The organism is Streptomyces sp. SD15 (assembly GCF_054462255.1).
Genome location: NZ_JBTLMO010000005.1, coordinates 154,528 through 173,006 on the forward strand (window position 1 = coordinate 154,528; position 18,479 = coordinate 173,006).

At 70.4% G+C, this 18,479-nt stretch carries 11 protein-coding genes and 1 riboswitch; of the genes, 7 read left to right on the forward strand and 4 right to left on the reverse strand.

All coding sequences use genetic code 11. The features are described 5' to 3' along the window. Positions 1 to 21: 21 nt before the first annotated feature. The 4 genes from ACX28W_RS07190 to ACX28W_RS07205 all read left to right on the forward strand — a co-directional run bounded on the left by ACX28W_RS07190 (position 22) and on the right by ACX28W_RS07205 (position 7,841). Positions 22 to 705, forward strand: coding sequence for a class I SAM-dependent DNA methyltransferase (locus ACX28W_RS07190; protein WP_458997902.1), 684 nt, complete (start codon positions 22 to 24; stop codon positions 703 to 705). Between the two features lie 304 nt (positions 706 to 1,009). Then, a complete protein-coding gene (locus tag ACX28W_RS07195) occupies positions 1,010 to 2,809 on the forward strand; it encodes a SpoIIE family protein phosphatase (protein WP_458997903.1) in 1,800 nt (599 codons plus the stop codon). A 201-nt stretch (positions 2,810 to 3,010) separates the two neighbouring features. After that, a riboswitch (cyclic di-AMP (ydaO/yuaA leader) is annotated at positions 3,011 to 3,176 on the forward strand. A 57-nt stretch (positions 3,177 to 3,233) separates the two neighbouring features. After that, the gene (locus ACX28W_RS07200) at positions 3,234 to 4,547 is read left to right on the forward strand and encodes a C40 family peptidase (RefSeq protein ID WP_458997904.1); all 1,314 of its coding nucleotides are present in this window, start codon (positions 3,234 to 3,236) and stop codon (positions 4,545 to 4,547) included. A 426-nt stretch (positions 4,548 to 4,973) separates the two neighbouring features. After that, positions 4,974 to 7,841 carry a SpoIIE family protein phosphatase gene (locus ACX28W_RS07205; protein ID WP_458997905.1) on the forward strand — a complete coding sequence of 956 codons (2,868 nt, stop codon included), beginning with the start codon at positions 4,974 to 4,976 and terminating at the stop codon, positions 7,839 to 7,841. Positions 7,842 to 7,879: 38 nt separating this feature from the next. On the opposite strand, the gene ACX28W_RS07210 is transcribed toward ACX28W_RS07205, so the two are convergent. Further along, positions 7,880 to 8,857, reverse strand: coding sequence for an ABC transporter substrate-binding protein (locus tag ACX28W_RS07210; protein ID WP_458997906.1), 978 nt, complete (start codon positions 8,855 to 8,857; stop codon positions 7,880 to 7,882). A 342-nt stretch (positions 8,858 to 9,199) separates the two neighbouring features. On the opposite strand from ACX28W_RS07210, the gene ACX28W_RS07215 reads away from it, so the two are divergent. Beyond that, positions 9,200 to 10,591 (forward strand): alpha/beta hydrolase family protein, encoded by a 1,392-nt coding sequence (locus ACX28W_RS07215; protein WP_458997907.1) that lies wholly within the window; start codon positions 9,200 to 9,202, stop codon positions 10,589 to 10,591. A 49-nt stretch (positions 10,592 to 10,640) separates the two neighbouring features. Next, positions 10,641 to 11,495: a PaaX family transcriptional regulator gene (locus ACX28W_RS07220; RefSeq protein ID WP_458997908.1), complete on the forward strand. Its 855-nt coding sequence runs from the start codon at positions 10,641 to 10,643 to the stop codon at positions 11,493 to 11,495. A gap of 126 nt (positions 11,496 to 11,621) precedes the next feature. Here the strand turns inward: ACX28W_RS07220 and ACX28W_RS07225 are convergent, their stop codons facing one another. Beyond that, positions 11,622 to 12,077 carry an RpiB/LacA/LacB family sugar-phosphate isomerase gene (locus ACX28W_RS07225; protein ID WP_458997909.1) on the reverse strand — a complete coding sequence of 152 codons (456 nt, stop codon included), beginning with the start codon at positions 12,075 to 12,077 and terminating at the stop codon, positions 11,622 to 11,624. A 322-nt stretch (positions 12,078 to 12,399) separates the two neighbouring features. Here ACX28W_RS07225 and ACX28W_RS07230 point away from each other — a divergent pair, with 322 nt between their 5' ends. Beyond that, positions 12,400 to 14,079: a tetratricopeptide repeat protein gene (locus ACX28W_RS07230; RefSeq protein WP_458997910.1), complete on the forward strand. Its 1,680-nt coding sequence runs from the start codon at positions 12,400 to 12,402 to the stop codon at positions 14,077 to 14,079. Positions 14,080 to 14,127: 48 nt separating this feature from the next. Here ACX28W_RS07230 and ACX28W_RS07235 read toward each other — a convergent pair whose 3' ends face one another. Then, positions 14,128 to 16,197, reverse strand: a complete 2,070-nt coding sequence (locus ACX28W_RS07235; protein ID WP_458997911.1) for a trypsin-like serine peptidase — start codon at positions 16,195 to 16,197, stop codon at positions 14,128 to 14,130. 119 nt (positions 16,198 to 16,316) lie between these two features. Beyond that, entirely contained in the window at positions 16,317 to 18,008 is a 1,692-nt protein-coding gene (locus ACX28W_RS07240) for a peroxidase family protein (RefSeq protein ID WP_458997912.1), read from the reverse strand. Positions 18,009 to 18,479 lie beyond the last annotated feature (471 nt).

Below are 18,479 nucleotides of genomic sequence, written 5' to 3' on the forward strand. Positions count from 1 at the left end.
GCCCAATGAAAGGTTACTTTCATGAGCAATAGGGACAATGGGCCGGATTATTACGCGAGTATACGACTTGACCGCACAGGTCAGGCCGAGGCCTTCGACGCCATCGGCGACCACTACGACGAGGCCTTCCCGCACAAGGAGGGTCAGGTTTCCGCCGGCGAATGGCTGATCGGCTCCCTGCAGGCAGACGCCCGCGTGCTGGACCTCGGCTGCGGCACCGGAGTGCCGACCGCACGCCAGCTGACGGACGCCGGCTTCGAGGTCGTGGGCATCGACCTGTCCGGCGGGATGGTGGGACTCGCCCAGGAACACGTCCCCGGTGCGACGTTCCACCGGCTGGATCTCGCGGACCTGCGACCGGGCGGCCCTCGCGACCTGGGCCGCTTCGACGCCGTCGCGGCCTTCTTCTCCCTCCTGATGCTGCCGCGCGCGGAGATCCCCCTCGCGCTGCTGACGGTCCGCCACCTTCTGGTACCCGGAGGCCTGTTCATCCTCTCGATGGTGGAAGCCGATGTGGACGACTTCTCGATCCCGTTCCTCGGCAACACGATCCGGGTCTCCGGTTACCTGAAGGAGGACCTGCGCGAGGTCATCGAGACCGGAGGCTTCGAGATCGTCAAGGAGTCCTCCTACACCTTCGCCCCGGCGGTCACCGACGTCCCGCCCGAGGAACAGGTCTTCCTCTGCTGCAGGAGGCGCGACTGAGAACGCACGATGCGACACCATGGGCCCGCGGCACCCACTCGACGGGACGAAACGCGTGACGAAGCACCACACCCCCCATGGAGACCCCGCCGAGGCCGCCCGGCGATCGGACGGCCCGGCGAGTGGGACGAGGCCTGTCGCACCCGCCGCACCCATGGGCTCGTGGGACGCTCGTACGCCTCAGACACCCCAGCCGCCTCCACCGCCCGGCCCTCGTGCCGGGTACCGGGCCACGCAGCCAAAAACCCCGCAACCAAAAGCCAGGCAGCCACATGCCGGGCAGCCACATGCCGGGCAGCCAAAGATGGCGCGCATCTCCCCCTCCTCTTCCGACACCGGGCGACGCGTGCCAGGCACCGAAGCTCCGGATCCGCACCCTTCGCAGGGCGCGGTGTCGGTCAGTACCGGCTCGCAGACCGACCGGCTTCGGTATCTCGACGTGGCAACTCGGCGGATCGCCCGCGGGATGGATCTGGACGAGACTCTCCGGGAACTGCGCCGGGCGGCCGTCCCCACGTTCGCGGACGCGATATTCATCCATCTGCGGGACCCGTTGCCGGTGGGGGACGAGAAGTCGGCCGCACCCGTCGTCCTCCAGCTGCACAGCATCGACCGGGCGCCCGCGACTCCGGACGCAGAGCGGTCCGTGAGGCCTGCGCCGAAGATCCTCCCCCAGCCCTCGGGTGTGGCCGAGTGCGTGCGTCCGACGGTCACCGGACGACTCGCACAGCTGCTGCTGGCCGGAGGGCCGGCGTTCGGCGACGTACCGGGGATCGCGTCGGCGGTGGCCGAGCTGCTAGGGCCCGTGGCGAGTACGCCCGGAACGCTCCCGCCGGGCCGCAGGCTGATCATCGCCCCGCTGCACGGCCGCCACCACGCCATGGGCATCGTCGTTCTCCTGCGCCGGCCGGAGCGCGCCGCCTTCACCGGTGACGACCTGCTCGTCGCCTCCCAGCTCGCGACGCATACCGCTCTCGGCGTCCAAAAGGCGGTGATGTACGGACACGAGGCCGCCGTGGCGGACACGCTGCAGCGCACCATGCTCCCGTCGTCGCTGCCCGAGCCCACCGGCGTCCGACTGGCCAGTCGTTATCTGCCGGCCTCGAAGACCGCGCAGGTCGGCGGCGACTGGTACGACGCGATCCCCCTGCCCGGCAATCGCATCGCCCTGATCGTCGGCGATGTCATGGGCCATTCCATGACCTCCGCCGCGATCATGGGCCAGCTGCGCACCATCGTGCAGACCCTCGCCGGGCTCGACCTGCCTCCGGACGAGGTCCTGCACCACCTCGACGAGCAGGCCCAGCGTCTTGGCGGCGACCACATGGCGACCTGCCTCTACGCGATCTACGACCCGATATCGCGGCGACTGCTCTTGGCGAACGCCGGCCACCCGCCCGCGATACTCCTGCACCCGGACGGCCGCGCGGAGGTACTGCACGTCCCGCCGGGCGCTCCGATCGGCGTCGGCGGCGTCGTCTTTGAATCGGTGGAGATGCCCGCGCCCACCGGAGCGACCCTCCTGCTGTACACCGACGGCCTCGTCGAGTCCCATGAAACAGACGTGGGTACAGGCGTCGCGGCTCTGCGCACCCACCTCCAAGGCACAGCCCACAGGCTCGTCACCTCCTCACTGGAACCGCTGTGCGACCAAGTGCTGGACACCTTGGGCCCGGGTGTCCGGGACGACGACATCGCGCTGCTCATCGCGCGATTCGAGGGCTTCCCCGCGGACAGCGTGGGGTACTGGTTCCTGGCCCCCCACCCGCTGACCGCGGGACAGGCACGGCGGTTGACCCGCAGGGCACTGCGCCGCTGGGGCCTGGAATCCTTGCTCGATTCGACGGAACTCATGGTCAGCGAGATCGTGACGAACGCCGTGCGCTTCGCCTCCCGGCCCATCGCCCTGCGGCTGCTCCGCTCGGACGTGGTCCGCTGCGAGGTGACCGACGACTCGCCCCAGGTGCCCCGGATGCGGCACGCCGAGCCAGGCGACGAGGGCGGCCGCGGCCTGTTCCTGGTCAATCAACTCGCGTGGCGCTGGGGAGCTACGAGACTGAGCACGGGCAAGGTCGTCTGGTTCGAGCAGCAGATCCCGAGGTGACCTGCCCCACTCGCCGGTGCGGCCTTGGGAGCGGGGTCGAGGAGTCGCCGGCCGGGGCGCGGACACCCTCTCCTCATGCCCAATTCACCAGGTCGGAAATGCATATGGGACATTTCACGCTTCAACCTTCACGTGAGGCACACAAGTTGGCTAGATTGGCAGGCAGGCCGCACGACTCCCTCCGGCGAACCTCGCCGGGTTGTGCGACCTCCGCCGAGTCCGCTGCACCCCAAAACAGCCGGAGACCCAACCGACCTTGGGGTGAATCGGCCCAACTGCCCACCAGGGCACGGGCCGTAGGGCATACCTTCCGAACCGTTCGCCCGAACCAGACAGCCAACTCGGTAGGCGGAGCACGGAAGGAGTACGTCCCCCCATGGCGCCGGAACGCACCCCGCGTCCTGGAGGCATGAGCCTCCCTGGCATGCGCGACTCCGCCCTCCCGGCCGCGGCCCTCACCTCTGAGGCCCAGGCTGCCCGGACCGCCGGCGCCACGCCGTCGGCAGGGAACGACGAGCCGAGCCGCGAAGAGGTCCAGCAGCGGATCAACAGCCTCTACAACCGGGCCGAGACCGCCACCGGGACCTACAACGCGACCCGCGCCACGACCACCGGATCACGCCAACGCGGCAATCCGGCACCCGGCAACGGGCGCCCGCGCACCGATCCCGCCCTCGACAACAACGTAGCCAAGCGGTGGTTCGACGTGGGGCGCGCGCGGCTGGGCCCGACCGTGCCGGCCCGGCTGCCGGCCGACAGAATGCCGAACCGTGCGGCCGACGCGCGGCCCACGGGCCCTGCGGGGCGTCCGCAGGACGAACTCACCGGCCGTGGACGGGAAGTGTCCGGCCCGCGCGTCCCGGAGTTGACCGCCGGGCCCGCAGCCGGGGTGCCCACCGGCCCCGTGGCGGAGTTGACCGCCGGGCCCATGGCCGCGCTGCCGGTCGCGCGGGAGGCACGCCAGGAGGAGGCCTCAAAGGCCCTGCCCGCGTTGGCCATCGAGCCTCCGCACACCTCGTTGAGGACGTCCAAGGAACAGATCCAGCAAAAGCTCGCCACGGCCCGTGAACTGCTGTCCAAGCACGCCGCACAGCACAGTGCGCAGCTCCCGGCGATCGAGCCCCGGGCCGAGGACACCTGGCGCACCTCCGAAGAACAGGCTCCCCGCCAAGCCGGTGAGGCGTGGCTGTGGCAGCAACCGGCCGGCCTCGGCGCCGACATGACCGTCGACACGGCCAGTACAACCGTCGACACGGCCTATACAAGCGTCGACACGGCCTATACAAGCGTCGACGCGGCCTTTACAAGCGTCGTCGCAGGCCATTCAACCGGCGCCGCAGCTTTCATCAGCACCGGCAGCGGGTCGGAGTCGGGATACGGCAGGAAGGCCGCGGAGGCACTCGCCTTTGCCCGTGGACAGATCGGCAGACCGTGCGTCTGGGGCGCGACCGGACCGGACTCGTACGACTGCTCCGGTCTCACCCAGTCCGCCTGGAAGGCCGCCGGGGTCGCACTCCCCCGTACCGTGCACGATCAGTCGACCGCCGGCACAGCGGTCGCCCTCGCCGACATGCAGCCCGGCGACCTGATCTTCTTCTCCGGCGATGTCGGCCACGTCGGCCTGTACACCGGCAACAGCATGATGATCCACGCGCCGAGCCCAGGGGCGTACATACGCGAGGAGTCGATCTTCTACGCCGGATCGTCGGCGATCCACAGTGCCGTACGGCCGGCGTGAAGCCCGGCCGGCCACGAGCGCGAAGTAGTCCTTGAACATCCAGAACGAGGCGCCGTTGACGTGGCCGCACCAGGGCGCGGATATGGGCAGCACCGGTCGGCACTGGGTCTGGCGTGACGCCGAGGGTCAGGCCGCCGGTGCGCCGCGGTCCGCTCGGACGCGGGCGGGCACCGCGACTCAGTAACAAGCAAGCCCCGCCTCCGGAGTACCGGAGGCGGGGCTGTATGGAGCGCCGGGCAGGCCTTGCACCTGCATCTCCCCGCAGGAAGCGGGACGTCTTTCCTTGGACCACCAACGCCAGGCTGACCACCGGAGTTCCGGCGGGCCGTTCAACAAGATCGATCATAGCCCAGCCGCGGCGAGGCCGGCTACATACATCCCCACCGTCACATCACTAGGATTTTCCGCTCTCGGTATATTGATCTCATGAATCCGCGGATGGCCCTTCTCCGTGCGATCGACGACGACGTGGCGGTGACCGAGGCGCTCCGTCTCGCTCTGGAACAGGTCGTGGCCGAGCTCGGCGGGGTCGGCGGCATGGTTCATGTGGGCGGGCCCGAGGGCCTGCGCGGGCTGCACCTGCTCGCGAGCAGCGGACTGCCCCCGACGATGACCGAGCCCTGGGAGCGCGTCCCGGACGACGGAAGCCTGCCACCGGTCCGCGCCGTACGCGAGGAAAGGAGCGTCTGGCTGGCCGCGGCCCCGCAGGCAAAACCGGCCCCCGGGACGACCACGGGCACGGACCCGGCCGACAGCGTCGCCACCGTCCCGCTGCCCGGCCCCGACAGACCACTGGGCGCACTCACCGTCCTGACCGAGGCCCGCCGCGCCCCCGAACCCGACCAGTGGGCCTTCCTGAACGCCGTCGCCGCCTGGATCGCCGTACGACTGGGCCGCCCCCTCCTGCCCAAGGAGCCACCACCTCGGGAACTGCGGCCCGGACCGCTTCTGCAACAGGCGCTGGAGGCCGTACGCGTCGGATCCTGGGAGTGGACCATGGCCACCGACGAGGTGGACCTGGACGAGGCGGCGATGAGCGTGCTCGGGCTCGATCCGGAGAAGTTCGACGGGCGGGCGGAAACATGGTTGAACCTCATCCATCCCGACGACAGGCCGTTGGTGACCTCCGAGGTCGACAAGGCGTTGCGCGATCGGCGCACGTACGGCACCGAGTACCGGGTGCGGCACCCGGACGGCACGATCGGCTGGGTCCAGGTACGCGGCCAGGTGAAACTGGCGCACGCCGATCAGCCCGTCGGCGTGGTCGGCACCGTATGGGACTCCACCGGGTCCCGCAGCGCTCGCGACACGATCAGCCACGCGCTGCGTCACATGAGCGACGGCTTTCTCACCCTCGACCACCAGTGGCACATCACCTTCCTCAACGAGGAGGCGGAGCGAGTACTGGGCTTGGGCCAGGAGCTGGTCGGCCGCCTGCTGTGGGACGTCACTGCCCTACAGGTCCCCGGTCTGCGGGCCCTCTGCGAGGAGACCGCCGCACGGCCGAAGCCCACCGGCCTGGACTTCCTGGCACCGGGGACCCGGCGCTGGTGCCACCTGCGACTGGTCCCGCTCCCTGACGGCCTGGCCTTCTTCTTCACCGATATCCACGAAAAGCTGATGCGGGACGTCGAGCGCGATACGGCCGCCCGCGCGCAGGCCGACCGGGCCGCCCGCATAGGGGAACTGACAGCGGCGCTCGCCAAGGCGATCGGCGCGCAGGGCGTGGTGGACGCGGTCGCCCGGCACGTACTGCCACCGTTCGGCGCGGCTGGGCTGATGATGCAGGTCATCGAGGACGGGCGAACGCGTGTCGTCGGCAGCGTCGGCTATGCGCAAGAGTTCACCGATCTCTTCAACAACCAGCCCGTCTCGGCAGGCAGCGCGATCATGGACGCCATGCTCAGCCGTATCCCGCAGTTCTTCTCCTCTCCGCAGGAGTTCGCGTCGCACTACCCGCAGCTGGGCGGCAATCCCACGGCGGGCGGCAAGAAGGCATGGGCGTTCCTGCCTCTGATCGCATCCGACCACCCGGTCGGGGTGTGCGTGATCTCCCTCGACCAACCGCGCCCGTTCTCCAGCGAGGAGCGCACACTTCTGGTCGCGATCAGCGGTCTCGTCGCCCACGCGCTGGAACGGGCCCGGCTCTTCGACGCCGAGCACAACCGCGCCCAGCAATTGCAGCGCGGCCTGCTTCCCCGGACGCTGCCGCCCCTGCCGGCGTGCACGTCCGCCGCCCGCTATCTGCCTGCCCAGCAGGGCATGGACGTGGGCGGCGACTGGTACGACATCATCCCGCTCTCCGGTGACCGGGTCGCCCTCGTCATCGGCGACGTCATGGGCCACGGCTTGTCGGAGGCGGCCACCATGGGGCGGCTGCGCACGGCTGTGCACACCCTCGCCGACCTGGAGCTGCCTCCCGACGAGATCCTCGCTCACCTCAACGACGTCGTCGCCGAGCTCGGCGACGACTCGTACGCCACCTGCCTCTACGGGGTGTACGACCCCACCACGGGTGTCTGCGCCCTCGGCTGCGCCGGGCATCCGCCGCCTGCCATCCTCCACCCCGACGGTACGGTCGAGTTTCCCGAAGTGGCCTCGGATCCCCCGTTGGGCGCCGCGGACCCGCCCTTCGAATCCGTCGAACTCACGCTGCCGGAGAACTCCCTCCTCGTCCTCTACACCGACGGGCTGATCGAGTCCGCCAGCCGCGACATCGACGCGGGCATGGCCCGTCTCGCCCAACTGCTCGCCGGGGACCGCGGAGTCGATCTCGACCTTCTCTGCGACAGGCTCACCTCCGGCCTGCTCCCGGCGCAGCAGCAGTCCGCCGATGACGCGGCCCTGCTGGTCGTGCGTGTGCACCGGCTTCCTGCCGAGTCGGTCGCCGCCTGGCCGCTGGCCACCGAGCCACAAGCGGCGGGCGAGGCACGCAAGCTGGTCCGGGAGCAGCTGTCCAAGTGGGGCCTCGATGACCTGGCCATGACGACGGAACTGCTGGTCAGCGAGTTGGTGGGCAACGTCGTACGCCATGCCAAGGGGCCGGTTTCACTTCGTCTGCTGCGCAGTCGCACCCTGATCTGCGAGGTCTCCGACGGCAGCCTCACCACACCCCGGATCCGCCGGGCGTCCGAGACGGACGAGGGCGGCCGGGGCCTGCAACTGGTCGCCGCACTGTCGCAGCACTGGGGTGCGCGCTACACCCCGACGGGCAAGTGCATCTGGACGGAACAGATCCTGACCGGCCCGGACTCGCCCGATGCCCTGCTGACCCTCTTCGGCCGGGTGACTTGAACAGGACCTGCTGGTAGCGGAAACGAATCCGGACGGCGTCATGAGAACAGAGCGTCCAGGTCGGGCTTCCCGTCGCCGAAGAGGCCGTCCGCCTCACCGAGCGTGGCCAGCTTCTCCAGGGAGCCCATGTCGATCTGCGTCGGCCAACTCGGCAGCGTCAGGTTCTTCAACACCGCACCGTCGATCTTGGTGTAGGTGGTGAGGATCTGGCGCGCCTCTTCCGGGTGGTCGGAGGCGTACTGCAGCGATTCGTTCATCGCCTCGGTGAACTTCTTCACCAGGTCGGGGTTCTCCTTCGTCAGTTTGGTCGAGGTGAAGTAGGTCGCCACGGTGAGCTTCGGGTCGGTTTCGGCGAACGGTGACGCCACGACCCGGGCACCCTGGGCCTTGGCGATCGTCTGCGCCGGCTCGCCCACCCAGGCCGCGTCCACCCGACCGCCGTCCAGCGCGGCCGGCATCTGGTCGAACGGAATCTCCACGAACTTGACCTTCGAGGGGTCGCCACCGGCCTGACGGACCGACTCGCGCACGGTCGTGTCTCCGATGTTCTGCAGGGTGTTCACCGCCACCGTGCGACCCGCGAGGTCCTTGGCCGACTTGATCGAGCTGTCCTTCTTGACCGCCACTCCGGTGACGTCGGTCGTGGTGTCTCCCGTGGTGGCGGCGCCGTTCACGACCGACTTGACCGGCACCCCCTTGGTCTGGGCGATCATCAGCGATGTGGTGTTGCTGAACCCGAACTGGAACTGACCGCTCACCACACCGGGAATGATCGCGGCGCCGCCCTGGGCGCTCTCCATCGTCAGCTCGATGCCGCGTTCGCTGAAGAAGCCCTGTTTCTGGCCCAGATAGAGCGGTGCGACGTCGACGATCGGGATGATGCCGACCTTGACTTGCGTCGTCCCGCTCCCGCCCGACGACGCTGAACCACCTGCCCCCGAGGACGAGGACCCGCATCCGGCCGCACCGGCGACCGTCACCACTGTTATCGCAAGCCCGAGAATGCGCCGTCGCATGGGGCCCTCCTGACGAGAACGAGAACGGGAAGGGAGAGAAGGGGAGTTGGGCGAGGCCACGAGGCCGCCGGGAAGCCGTCAAAAGGGGTTGCGCGGATTTTCCGGGCGGGGGAACGAACCGGGCTCGTGCACCTGTGAGGTCGCCGCTCCGAGCGGCTCGCCGATCGCGGCGACCCTTGACCGAGAATGTTGTGCACCTTCTTGACGGCAGCAATGTACACGCCTACCTTCGCGGTGTCATCGCTCCGAACCGAGTGAGACCTGCTTTCCGGGCAGCCGGCGCCGCCATCGGCCGTGCGGCCTCCTCGTCTCTCCCCCACCGAGGAAGAAGGAGCTCGCTTCGTGAACACCCGCATCCCCAGGCGTACGTGCATCGCCCTGGCGGCGTTACTGCTCGCCGCCCCCCTCGCCCCGACTGCACAGGCCGCCGAGGCCGCCGCTCACGTCGAGGGGCAACTGCCGTCCGGTGCCGCGTACTTGATGGACGTACCGGAGTCCTGGAACGGCACGGTTCTGCTCTACAGCCACGGCTACACCCCGGCCGGCGCCCCCAACCCCGCCCGGAACGCGCCCGACGACGCCACGAAGACGCTCCTGCTCGGTCAGGGGTACGCCCTCATCGGCTCCTCGTACGCGAGCAACGGCTGGGCGGTGACCGACGCGGTGCCCGACCAACTGGCCACCCTCGACGCCTTCACCGGCCGCTTCGGCCCGGCCCGCCGCACCATCTCCTGGGGCACCTCCTACGGCGGTCTCGTCACCACCGCCATTGCCGAGCGTCACGCGGCCCGCATCGACGGGTCGCTGGCCACGTGCGGTCTGCTCCAGGGAGGCGTCGCCAACTGGAACAGCACGCTGGACCCGGTCTTCGCCCTCAAAGCCCTGCTCGCCCCCGGCTCGGACATCCCCCTGACCGGCCTGGTCAGCCAGAGCGCCGCCGCCGACGCGGCGGGCGCCATGGCCGGAGTCGTCACCGAGGCACAGCAGACCACGTCCGGCCGGGCCCGCATCGCCCTGGCCGCCGCCCTGCACAACATCCCCGGCTGGAACAACCCCGCCCAGCCCCGCCCCGGCGCGACCGACTGGGACACCCAGCAGGCCAACCAGTTCCAGGCCGTCATGGGCCTGGTGATGCTGCCCGCGTTCTCCTGGCGGCAGGAGGCCGAGAGCCGGGTCGGTGGCAACATGTCCTGGAACACGGGCGTCGACTACTCCACGATGCTCGGCCGCTCTCCGCTCTACAAAGAGGTCGAGGAGTTGTACGCCAAAGCGGGCCTGTCCCTGAAAGGCGACCTCGGCACCCTGAACCGCGCCCCGCGGATCAACGCCGACGCGGGTGCCGTCCAGCGCATGGGCCGTACGAGCTCCTTCACCGGCCAACTGGCCAAGCCGCAACTGGACATCCACACCACCGGTGACGGTCTGATCCCGGTGCAGGCCGAGAGCGCGCACCGCCGAGCGGTCACCGCCGCGGGCTCCGCGCCCCTGCTGCGCCAGGCCTACGTCGAGAACCCGGGGCACTGCACCTTCAGCAGCGCCGAGTTGGCCGCCGCCCTGCACACCCTGGAGGACCGCGTCATCACGGGCCGTTGGCGGGGCGCCGACCCCGAAGCCCTCAACACCCGTGCCGCAGAGGCCGATTCCTCCGTACCCGCACGCTACGTGTCCTACCGCCCGACACCGTACCCGCGCCCCTATGACCTGGCCCATCCCGCCGACGGCCGCCGGCCCTGAGCCCGCGCCGCCCGCCGTGTCCGCGGCGGACGGCCGTACCCTTTCCGGCGTGGACGACAGACACCCCCGCACCTCCGCGGACGCTCAGGCCGGCCCTCAGCTGCGCCCCCAGTCGCTGATGCTCGCCTTCTTCGGCAGCCATGTTCTCGACGAGGGTCCCCTGTGTGTGTACTCGGGCAGCATCATCGACGTCCTCGGACGCGTCGGCGTCGGAGAGCAGGCCGTCCGCTCCACCCTCACCCGGATGGTCAACCGGGGTCTGCTGCGACGCCAACGGCAGGGCCGCAAAATGTACTTCGGCCTGACCACGCACGCGACGCAGATCCTCCACGACGGGCAGAAACGTCTCTGGCGGACCAGCGCCGTCAACGACGACTGGGACGGAACCTGGACCCTGCTCGGCTTCTCCCTGCCCGAGTCCTGGCAGCGCCAGCGCCACGACCTGCGCTCCCGGCTCACCTGGTCCGGCTTCGGCCCGTTGTACAGCGGCCTGTGGATCGCTCCCGGCGACGTCGACATCTCCGAGATCATCGCCGAACTGGGCCTCACCGCCCACGTCAAGCTCTTCCACGCCCACGCCGACCCGGCCACCGACATCGACCTGATGATCCGCGACACCTGGAGCCTGGAGACCATCGCTGCCCGCTACAGCGCCTTCGACAAGCGCTGGACCGCCCACGTCGGCAACGCTTCCGGTGACCCGCTCGGGACCCGGCTGCGCCTGGTCGCCGAGTGGCTGGGCACCATCCGCACGGACCCGCGTCTCCCGGTCCGGCACCTGCCGCCCGACTGGCCGGCCCGCCCGGCGGAGGAGACCTTCCGGCGTGTCGCGGAACAGACCGAGGAATCCGCCCGCCGGATGGCCGGCGAGGTCTTGGAGACCACGCCGGCACAGCCTTGCTGAGGAGGACGGCGGTCGGGGCGTCCGACATCCGGTCCTGGCACGGCTACGAGAACGGTGAACATCTCGTGGACGGTGAACGTCTCGTGGACGGTGCGGCCCGGCAACCCGCGTACCGGCGGAACTCGGCTACGGATCGTTTCTGTCGCGGTCGAGCCGTCCGATGTGGGCCACGTTCTCGCGGTCATCGGCTTCGTCGCTGACCTCGGCGGCGAACCAGGCATCGAGGATCTCCCTGAGCAGCGGCTCGGACGTCAGCCGAAGGCTCAGCGCCAGCACATTGGCGTTGTTCCAGCGGCGGGCGCCGTCCGCCGTATGCGCGTCCGTGCACAGGGCCGCTCGTACCCCGGGCACCTTGTTCGCGGCGATCGACGCGCCTGTGCCGGTCCAGCAGCACACGACAGCCTCGTCCGACGTCCCGGCGGCGACCTCGCGGGCCGCCGCCTCCGAGCACACGGCCCACCGTGCGTCGTCCCCGGGGCGCAGCGCCCCGTGCGTCAGCACCTCGTGGCCGCGGCTGCGCAGTTCCGTCACAAGGGAGCGGGCCACGGGTTCGTCCATGTCCGAGGAAACAGAGATCCGCATGTCTTGGAGACTACTCAGCGGATGAGCCGGACGTCTCGCTGCGCGTTGCCGCCGGCCCGGCGGTCGCGCCGGGCCCGGCATATCTCCTGGGGCGCGGCACGCGATGGCATCCCGGGCAGCCCGTACGGCTGAAACAGCGCCCTACGGGCCGTCCGCCCTGGCCGGCGAGAACTACCGTTGGTATCGGCGGTATCGGCTGTTCCCTCGGGATGCCCGCCATGATCGATGTCGGCGTGCCGACTGCGGCACGCTCGACCGCCGGGTGCGCAGCGCCGCCCCGCGGTGGCGTCCGGGACGACTGCCCACTCAGGAGAGGTACGGCATGGACTACTACGATCTCGGTACGTACAGCCGCCCGGTCACGACGTCGTCGGCCGAAGCCCAGATGTGGTTCGACCGCGGGCTGATCTGGACGTTCGCGTTCCACCACGAGGAAGCGGTCACGTGCTTCGAAGCCGCGGCCGCGGCCGACCCGCAGTGCGCGATGGCGGACTGGGGCATCGCCTATGCGCTCGGCCCGAACTACAACAAGCCGTGGGAGTTCTTCGACCGCCAGGACCTGGAGCGGACCGTGGACCGCACCCATGCCGCCGTCGAACGTGCGCACGCCAAGGCCGCCGGCGCCACCCCGGTCGAACAGGCTCTGATCACCGCGCTGCGTGCCCGTTACCCCCAGTCGCGAGCGGTGGAGGACTGCTCGGTGTGGAACGAGCCCTACGCCGAGCGCATGCGCGCGGTCCACGACCTCGACCCCGACGATCTCGACGTCGCCACCCTGTACGCCGACGCGCTGATGAACCTGACGCCATGGCAGCTGTGGGACCTGCCGACGGGCCGGCCGGCCGCCGGTGCCCGCACGCTGGAAGCCAAGGCCGTCCTCGATCGTGCCGTCGGCACCGAGGCCGGCGCCGCCCATCCGGGAGCACTGCACCTGTACATCCACCTCATGGAGATGTCGCCGACTCCCGAGACGGCGCTACCCATCGCCGACCGGCTGCGCGGGGCCGTCCCCGACGCCGGGCATCTGCACCACATGCCCTCGCACCTGGACGTGCTGTGCGGCGACTACCGGCGAGTGGTGTCGGACAACAACAACGCGATCGTCGCCGACGAGAAGTTCCGTCGGCGCGCGGGCGCGATGAACTTCTACACCCTCTACCGCTCGCACAACTTCCACTTCAAGATCTACGGCGCGATGTTCCTCGGGCAGTCCCGGACCGCCCTGGAGGCCGCCGCACAGCTCGAAGCGTCCATTCCGGAGGACCTGCTGCGGGTGGAGAGCCCGCCCATGGCCGACTGGCTCGAGGGCTTCCTGGCCATGCGGGTCCATGTGCTGATCCGCTTCGGACGCTGGGCCGACATCCTGACGCTGCCGATGCCGGCCGACCGGAAGCTGCACTGCACGACCACGGCGATGCTGCACTACGCCCGAGGCGTCGCGCTCTCCGCGACCGGCCGGACCGGCGAGGCGGAGGCCGAACGCGAGCTGTTCCGTGAGGCCGCCGACAGGGTCCCGGAGACGCGCATGCTGTTCAACAACACGTGCGTGGACATCCTCCGGATCGCGGCCGCGATGCTCGACGGCGAGCTGGAATACCGCAAAGGCAATCACGACCTCGCCTTCGCCGCCCTGGAACGGTCGATCGAGCTGGACGACAACCTGCCCTACGACGAGCCCTGGGGATGGATGCAGCCCACCCGCCACGCCTACGGTGCCTTGCTGCTGGAGCAGGGCCGTGTCGCCGAGGCCGAGGCGGTCTACCGGGCCGACCTGGGCCTGGACGACACACTGCCCCGCGCCGTGCAGCACCCAGGCAACGTCTGGGCCCTGCACGGCTTCCACGAATGCCTCGTGCGCCAGGGGAAGGCGGGAGAGGCCCTCATCGTGGCCCAGCAGCTGAAAATCGCGGCCGCGATGGCCGACGTACCGATCGAGGCGTCCTGCTTCTGCCGCCTGGAAACGGTCCCCGGCCCCGCCGCCGAGGGCTGCTGCCACGGCTGAGAACCGCGCGAGTGCTGGGGCCGGTGGCCGGTGGCAGCCGGTGCCGGGCTACGGGCGGGCGGCGCGGCCGATCTCGGCTGCGATTCGGGCGTCGGCAAGATAGCGCGTGATGTCGTGTGCCCGATCCTTCGGATTGACGCAGAGCACGTCGCGGACCCCTGACCAGGTGTCGCCGAGCGGGCAGCCGATGGCGACAGCGTCCGCCGCCGCCCACACGTTGATCCACGCGCCCACCTGACCTGGCCGGACCGGTCCGCCGGCGAGCAGCCGCCGGTACACGGCGTCGAGTCCGAGCGGACTGCCCGCGGTCACCAGCAGGGGCACCGAGGCCCGCTTGGGCAACCGGGTGAACAGGTCGAGCGCGACGACGGTACCGAGGCTGTGGGTGACCAGCACCATCTCGCCGTCGTCGGGCACCTCGGTCAGCACCGCGTCGAGCACGGCGTCGCGTACTCCCTTGTTGTCGAGGTAGGCCGCGACGTCGCGGAACACCGTCGCGATCACCACGTCGTCGAGCCCGCTGCGCGCCGCGATCCACGACAGCGGTCGTTGCAGTGCGGCGACCGCCCCGCCGAGCAGGCCCGACTCCTGCGCGGGCACGCCCTCCGTCGCGTGCGCACCCGCCGTCACGGGCTCCCGCTCCTGCGCGGGCATCCCGGTGGTCTCGGCCGCCTCGTCGAGCAGCGCGGCGTACACCGCGCGGGCGCCGGGATCGGCGGGCGCGTACGCCTCGGCCGTCGTCGCCGCCGTAGCGGGGACGACACGCTCGCGGGTGGCCGACGCGGTGGCCAACGCGTCGCCGTAGAAGGGGAACCAGACGTCGGCGGCGGCCAGCGGAGCAAGGCCCGCCGCCGCCAGCCCGCGGGCCAGTCCCCCGCACCACCCGGCGCGCAGCGCGGCGGGATCGCGGCCCTGCTGCCCGCGGCCGTGCAGGAACACCACCCGCCGACCGGCGCCGGTCCGCCCGGTGAGGCCCCGCCGTTCATGAACACCCACGGCGGCGTCCGCGGCAGGGGAGGCAGCCTGAGCGGGGAACACGCCTGCGGTCGGCCCACCGGAACGGTCGTCCGTCCGCACCGCCCCGGTCAACGCCGCTCCCGTCGACACCGCCGCACTCGGCACCGCCCCGGTCGGCGCAGGCACCCTCGGTACCGCCTCGCTCGGCACCGCCTGTGCGCCCAGCTCGGCGAGCAGCGGCTTCTGCTCCGGCGGCAGCTCGGCTGCGGCGAGGTGCCGAAGGATGGCGCTGACCCGTGCCCCCTCGTTGGCGATCCAACCCTCGCCGTCGGGGTCGGGCACCCCTGCGTGGTGCAGCGCGACGACCTCCCACTGGTCGTTGAACACGGGCGAGCCGGAGTTCCCGGGCTCGGTGTCCGTGCGGTAGTGCAGGAACTGCGGCAACTGGTTGAGCAGGGCGTTGTCGCGGACCGCGACCTCCTTCGGCCGCCCGTCCGGGTGACCGACGACGTTCACCGGCTCACCGATGACGATCTTCCCCTGTTGCGCGATCAGCTTCAGCCGGCCGTGCACCGCGCCGGGCCTCCTCCCGTCGGAGCCCGGAGCGACCGCGACGAGTGTGTAGTCGAGCTCGGCGTCGGTGACGAACAGTGCGTGCGGGTCGAGGTCGTAGGTGTCGACGGGTTCGGTGACGCCGTCGACGTCGAGTTCGAGGTCGAACTCCGCGAAGGACCCGGTCGCCGTCGCGACGTCGGGCAGCACGTGGTTGTTGGTGAGCAGCAACCGCTCCCCCACGAGGAACCCGGTGCCGAACCCCGCCCGCCGTCCGTCCTCGACGACGGAGATGCGCGCGACCGTGCGCGCCGCGCGCGCTCCGCGGGCAAGGAAGTTGACGCTCTGCAGCTCACTCGCGGCGCCGAGGATCCGTTCGAAGACGACGGCGGGGCGCACCGGGCTCCCGGCGGGCGGCATCGGGGGCAGTGTCTCCGCTCCGACCTCGCCGTTGCTCAGCAGCCGCTCCGCGCGGGCGCGCAGCTGCTCCTCGCTGTCGCCGGCGAAGCGCGTGCCGGTCTCCACCTGCCGACGCCGGATGTCCTCACGCTGGTCCGCCGTGCCCCGGTACCGCTCCGCCATGCTCTGCCGCTGCTGTGGTAGGTCCATGCGCGCATGCTCCTTGGATCGAGAGGTCCGGCGCTTCGGGGAAGTCCCTGCGGCGGACGTGCGCCCCCGCCGAAGCGGGTCGGCGAGGGCGCGGGGGGGGTGGGGGGTGGGGGGACGGCTCAGAGGACGCCGGCGAAGCGGAGGAAGTCCGCGATCGTGCGCACCGGGCGGCCGTTCGGGAGCAGGACGCCCTGCGCGGGGCTCCAGCTCGTCTGGTTGACGTACGAACCAGAGTCCTGGCGGATCTGGCCGATGATGGTCTCGGCGACGATGCGGCTGCCGACCTCTCCGAGCCGTCGGCCCAGCTCCCTCACCTCGGCCTCCTTCAGCACGTAGAACCACAGCGGGGTCCTGTCGAACAGGCCACCCGCCTCCAGGGCGTTCTTGACCGCGTCGCTGCTGTCCTGCTCGAGCTCCGTGCGGCTGAGGGGTGTGACGCCGAGCGCCTGGGCCACCGCCTGTCCGGTGGGGGCGGCCAGTCGGTAGCCGCGCAGGAGGTTGCGTTGGGCGAGGTGCTTGAGCAGTTTCCTGATCCGGTCGGCCAGGCCCGGGTCGTTGCCCTCGTTGGGCAGCTCGGCGAGCGGTGGCGCGAGCCTGGTGTCGATGAGCCGCGCGAAGCGGTTGGCGAACTGGCTGTTCTTGTCGACCATCCGGTCCCACTCGGCCGGCCAGTTCGACGGAAGCGTCGTCGTCAGCGGGCCGGCGAAACCGCCCTTGCCGGTGAACTGGAAGAGTTGGACCAGGGTGGACGCGGCGGACCTGTCGCCGGGGCGGCCGAAGTTGCGGTTCCAGTCGTAGGCGCCGCGCACCATGCTGTGGCCGAAGCGGAAGGCCGCCACCGAGAACTCGACCGGCATATAGGTGCCGCGACGGTCCAGGTCGAGCAGGTTCCCCTCCGCTGTGTCCACACGGTCGACGACGTCGGGGCGGGCCACGGTGCGCAGATAGTCGTGCACGCACAACCACTGGTAGGTCCAGCGGGTGAGGTCCCTGGCCCGTCGGAAGACCTCGGCGTCCGACTCGAACTCGGGCTCGTTGTCGCGCACCCAGTCGACCGCCGCGTTGTGGAACCGCAGGAACGCCACATGCAGTTGCGCCACCACGAGGTTCTCGTCGTTGCGGTTGTCGCCGACGAGCGGGGCGCGCTCGGCATCGCGTGGCAGATCCCGTTGGGTGTCGTCGACCGGGGGAATCAGCGCGCCCACACTTGCGGGAACCGGCGAGAGCAGGCCCAGCCGGAGCTTGATCCCGTCGTAGGGAACGGCCACCTTGCCCACCGCCGGTGCCGCGAACGGCCCGTCGCCGTAGACCGAGTCGAGGTTCAGCGCCGGGAGCCGCAGGTTCTGCAGCTTCTTGATCACTTCCTCCGGTGGCACGGGCGGCAGGTTCTCATCGGTGATGTTGATCACCAGATCGCGGTCGGTCGCGGCCGTCAGATCGTGGTCGACGAACTGGCCCCAGTAGGTGTAGATCGCCGGAATCGGCGAGTTGAGCTCCGGGTCGCGCACCTCGTCCGGGGTCTCCACGATCGCCGAACCCAGTTTGAGCAGGGCTTTGACGACCCTTGCGATGTCGTCCTGCGGCAGGTGGTGCTCCGGGAACTTTTCCGCGAGCTCGGGGAACAAGTAGTCGAAGGAAGTGGTGCCCACGTGCGCGGCGACGTCGGTGGACTCCTGAACCACCGTGCTGCGCGTGCTCAGGCTTTCCTGGGTCTGGGCGGTCTTCTCCGCCTCGTCCGCACTGTCGAGAATCGCGTGACCGCCGTGCGTGAGGTTCGTGATCACCCGCCGGAACTGTCCCTGCTCAGCCATCCCGTGCCCCTTTCCGGTCTAGGAAGAGGCGAGTCTTTCCGACCGGTCGTGCCGCCGCTTCGGGGAACTCCCTACTTCCGCACGGACACGCGCGCCCGCGCGTTCTCCGACTGCCATCTCGCGAGAACGCCTACGCCATCCGCTGGGTCACCGGCACCGGACGCGCAGGGCAGGGTCTACGCACCCGGTGGCCCCACCGTCCCCGTCCCGACGACGGTCGGCGCATACCTTTCCCTGCGGACCCTCAGCCGGTCGTTCTCGGTACGGTCGCGGCGGCACCGTACGGAAGGCGCCGTAGGCCCGTTGTCCCGGGACGCGGGGCGACACGGTCCCGACAGCGCGGCGGGGGCCTCGGTCGTGCGGACCTCGTAGGGCGGGAGTGGTTGCGCTCCGGTGGGGTCGGCGACCTCGGTGGTTCCCCCGGTCGGGTGTGCCGCGCCCCGCAGGCGCAGGTGGGATGCCGGGACGGTG

Bases quoted from the DNA above. Each gene is read 5' to 3' on its own strand.
- ACX28W_RS07240 (WP_458997912.1), bottom strand. From the start codon at position 18,008: ATGGCTGAGCAGGGACAGTTCCGGCGGGTGATCACGAACCTCACGCAC.
- ACX28W_RS07235 (WP_458997911.1), bottom strand. From the start codon at position 16,197: ATGGACCTACCACAGCAGCGGCAGAGCATGGCGGAGCGGTACCGGGGC.
- ACX28W_RS07210 (WP_458997906.1), bottom strand. From the start codon at position 8,857: ATGCGACGGCGCATTCTCGGGCTTGCGATAACAGTGGTGACGGTCGCC.
- ACX28W_RS07200 (WP_458997904.1), top strand. From the start codon at position 3,234: ATGCGCGACTCCGCCCTCCCGGCCGCGGCCCTCACCTCTGAGGCCCAG.
- ACX28W_RS07225 (WP_458997909.1), bottom strand. From the start codon at position 12,077: ATGCGGATCTCTGTTTCCTCGGACATGGACGAACCCGTGGCCCGCTCC.
- ACX28W_RS07205 (WP_458997905.1), top strand. From the start codon at position 4,974: ATGAATCCGCGGATGGCCCTTCTCCGTGCGATCGACGACGACGTGGCG.
- ACX28W_RS07230 (WP_458997910.1), top strand. From the start codon at position 12,400: ATGGACTACTACGATCTCGGTACGTACAGCCGCCCGGTCACGACGTCG.
- ACX28W_RS07190 (WP_458997902.1), top strand. From the start codon at position 22: ATGAGCAATAGGGACAATGGGCCGGATTATTACGCGAGTATACGACTT.
- ACX28W_RS07195 (WP_458997903.1), top strand. From the start codon at position 1,010: ATGGCGCGCATCTCCCCCTCCTCTTCCGACACCGGGCGACGCGTGCCA.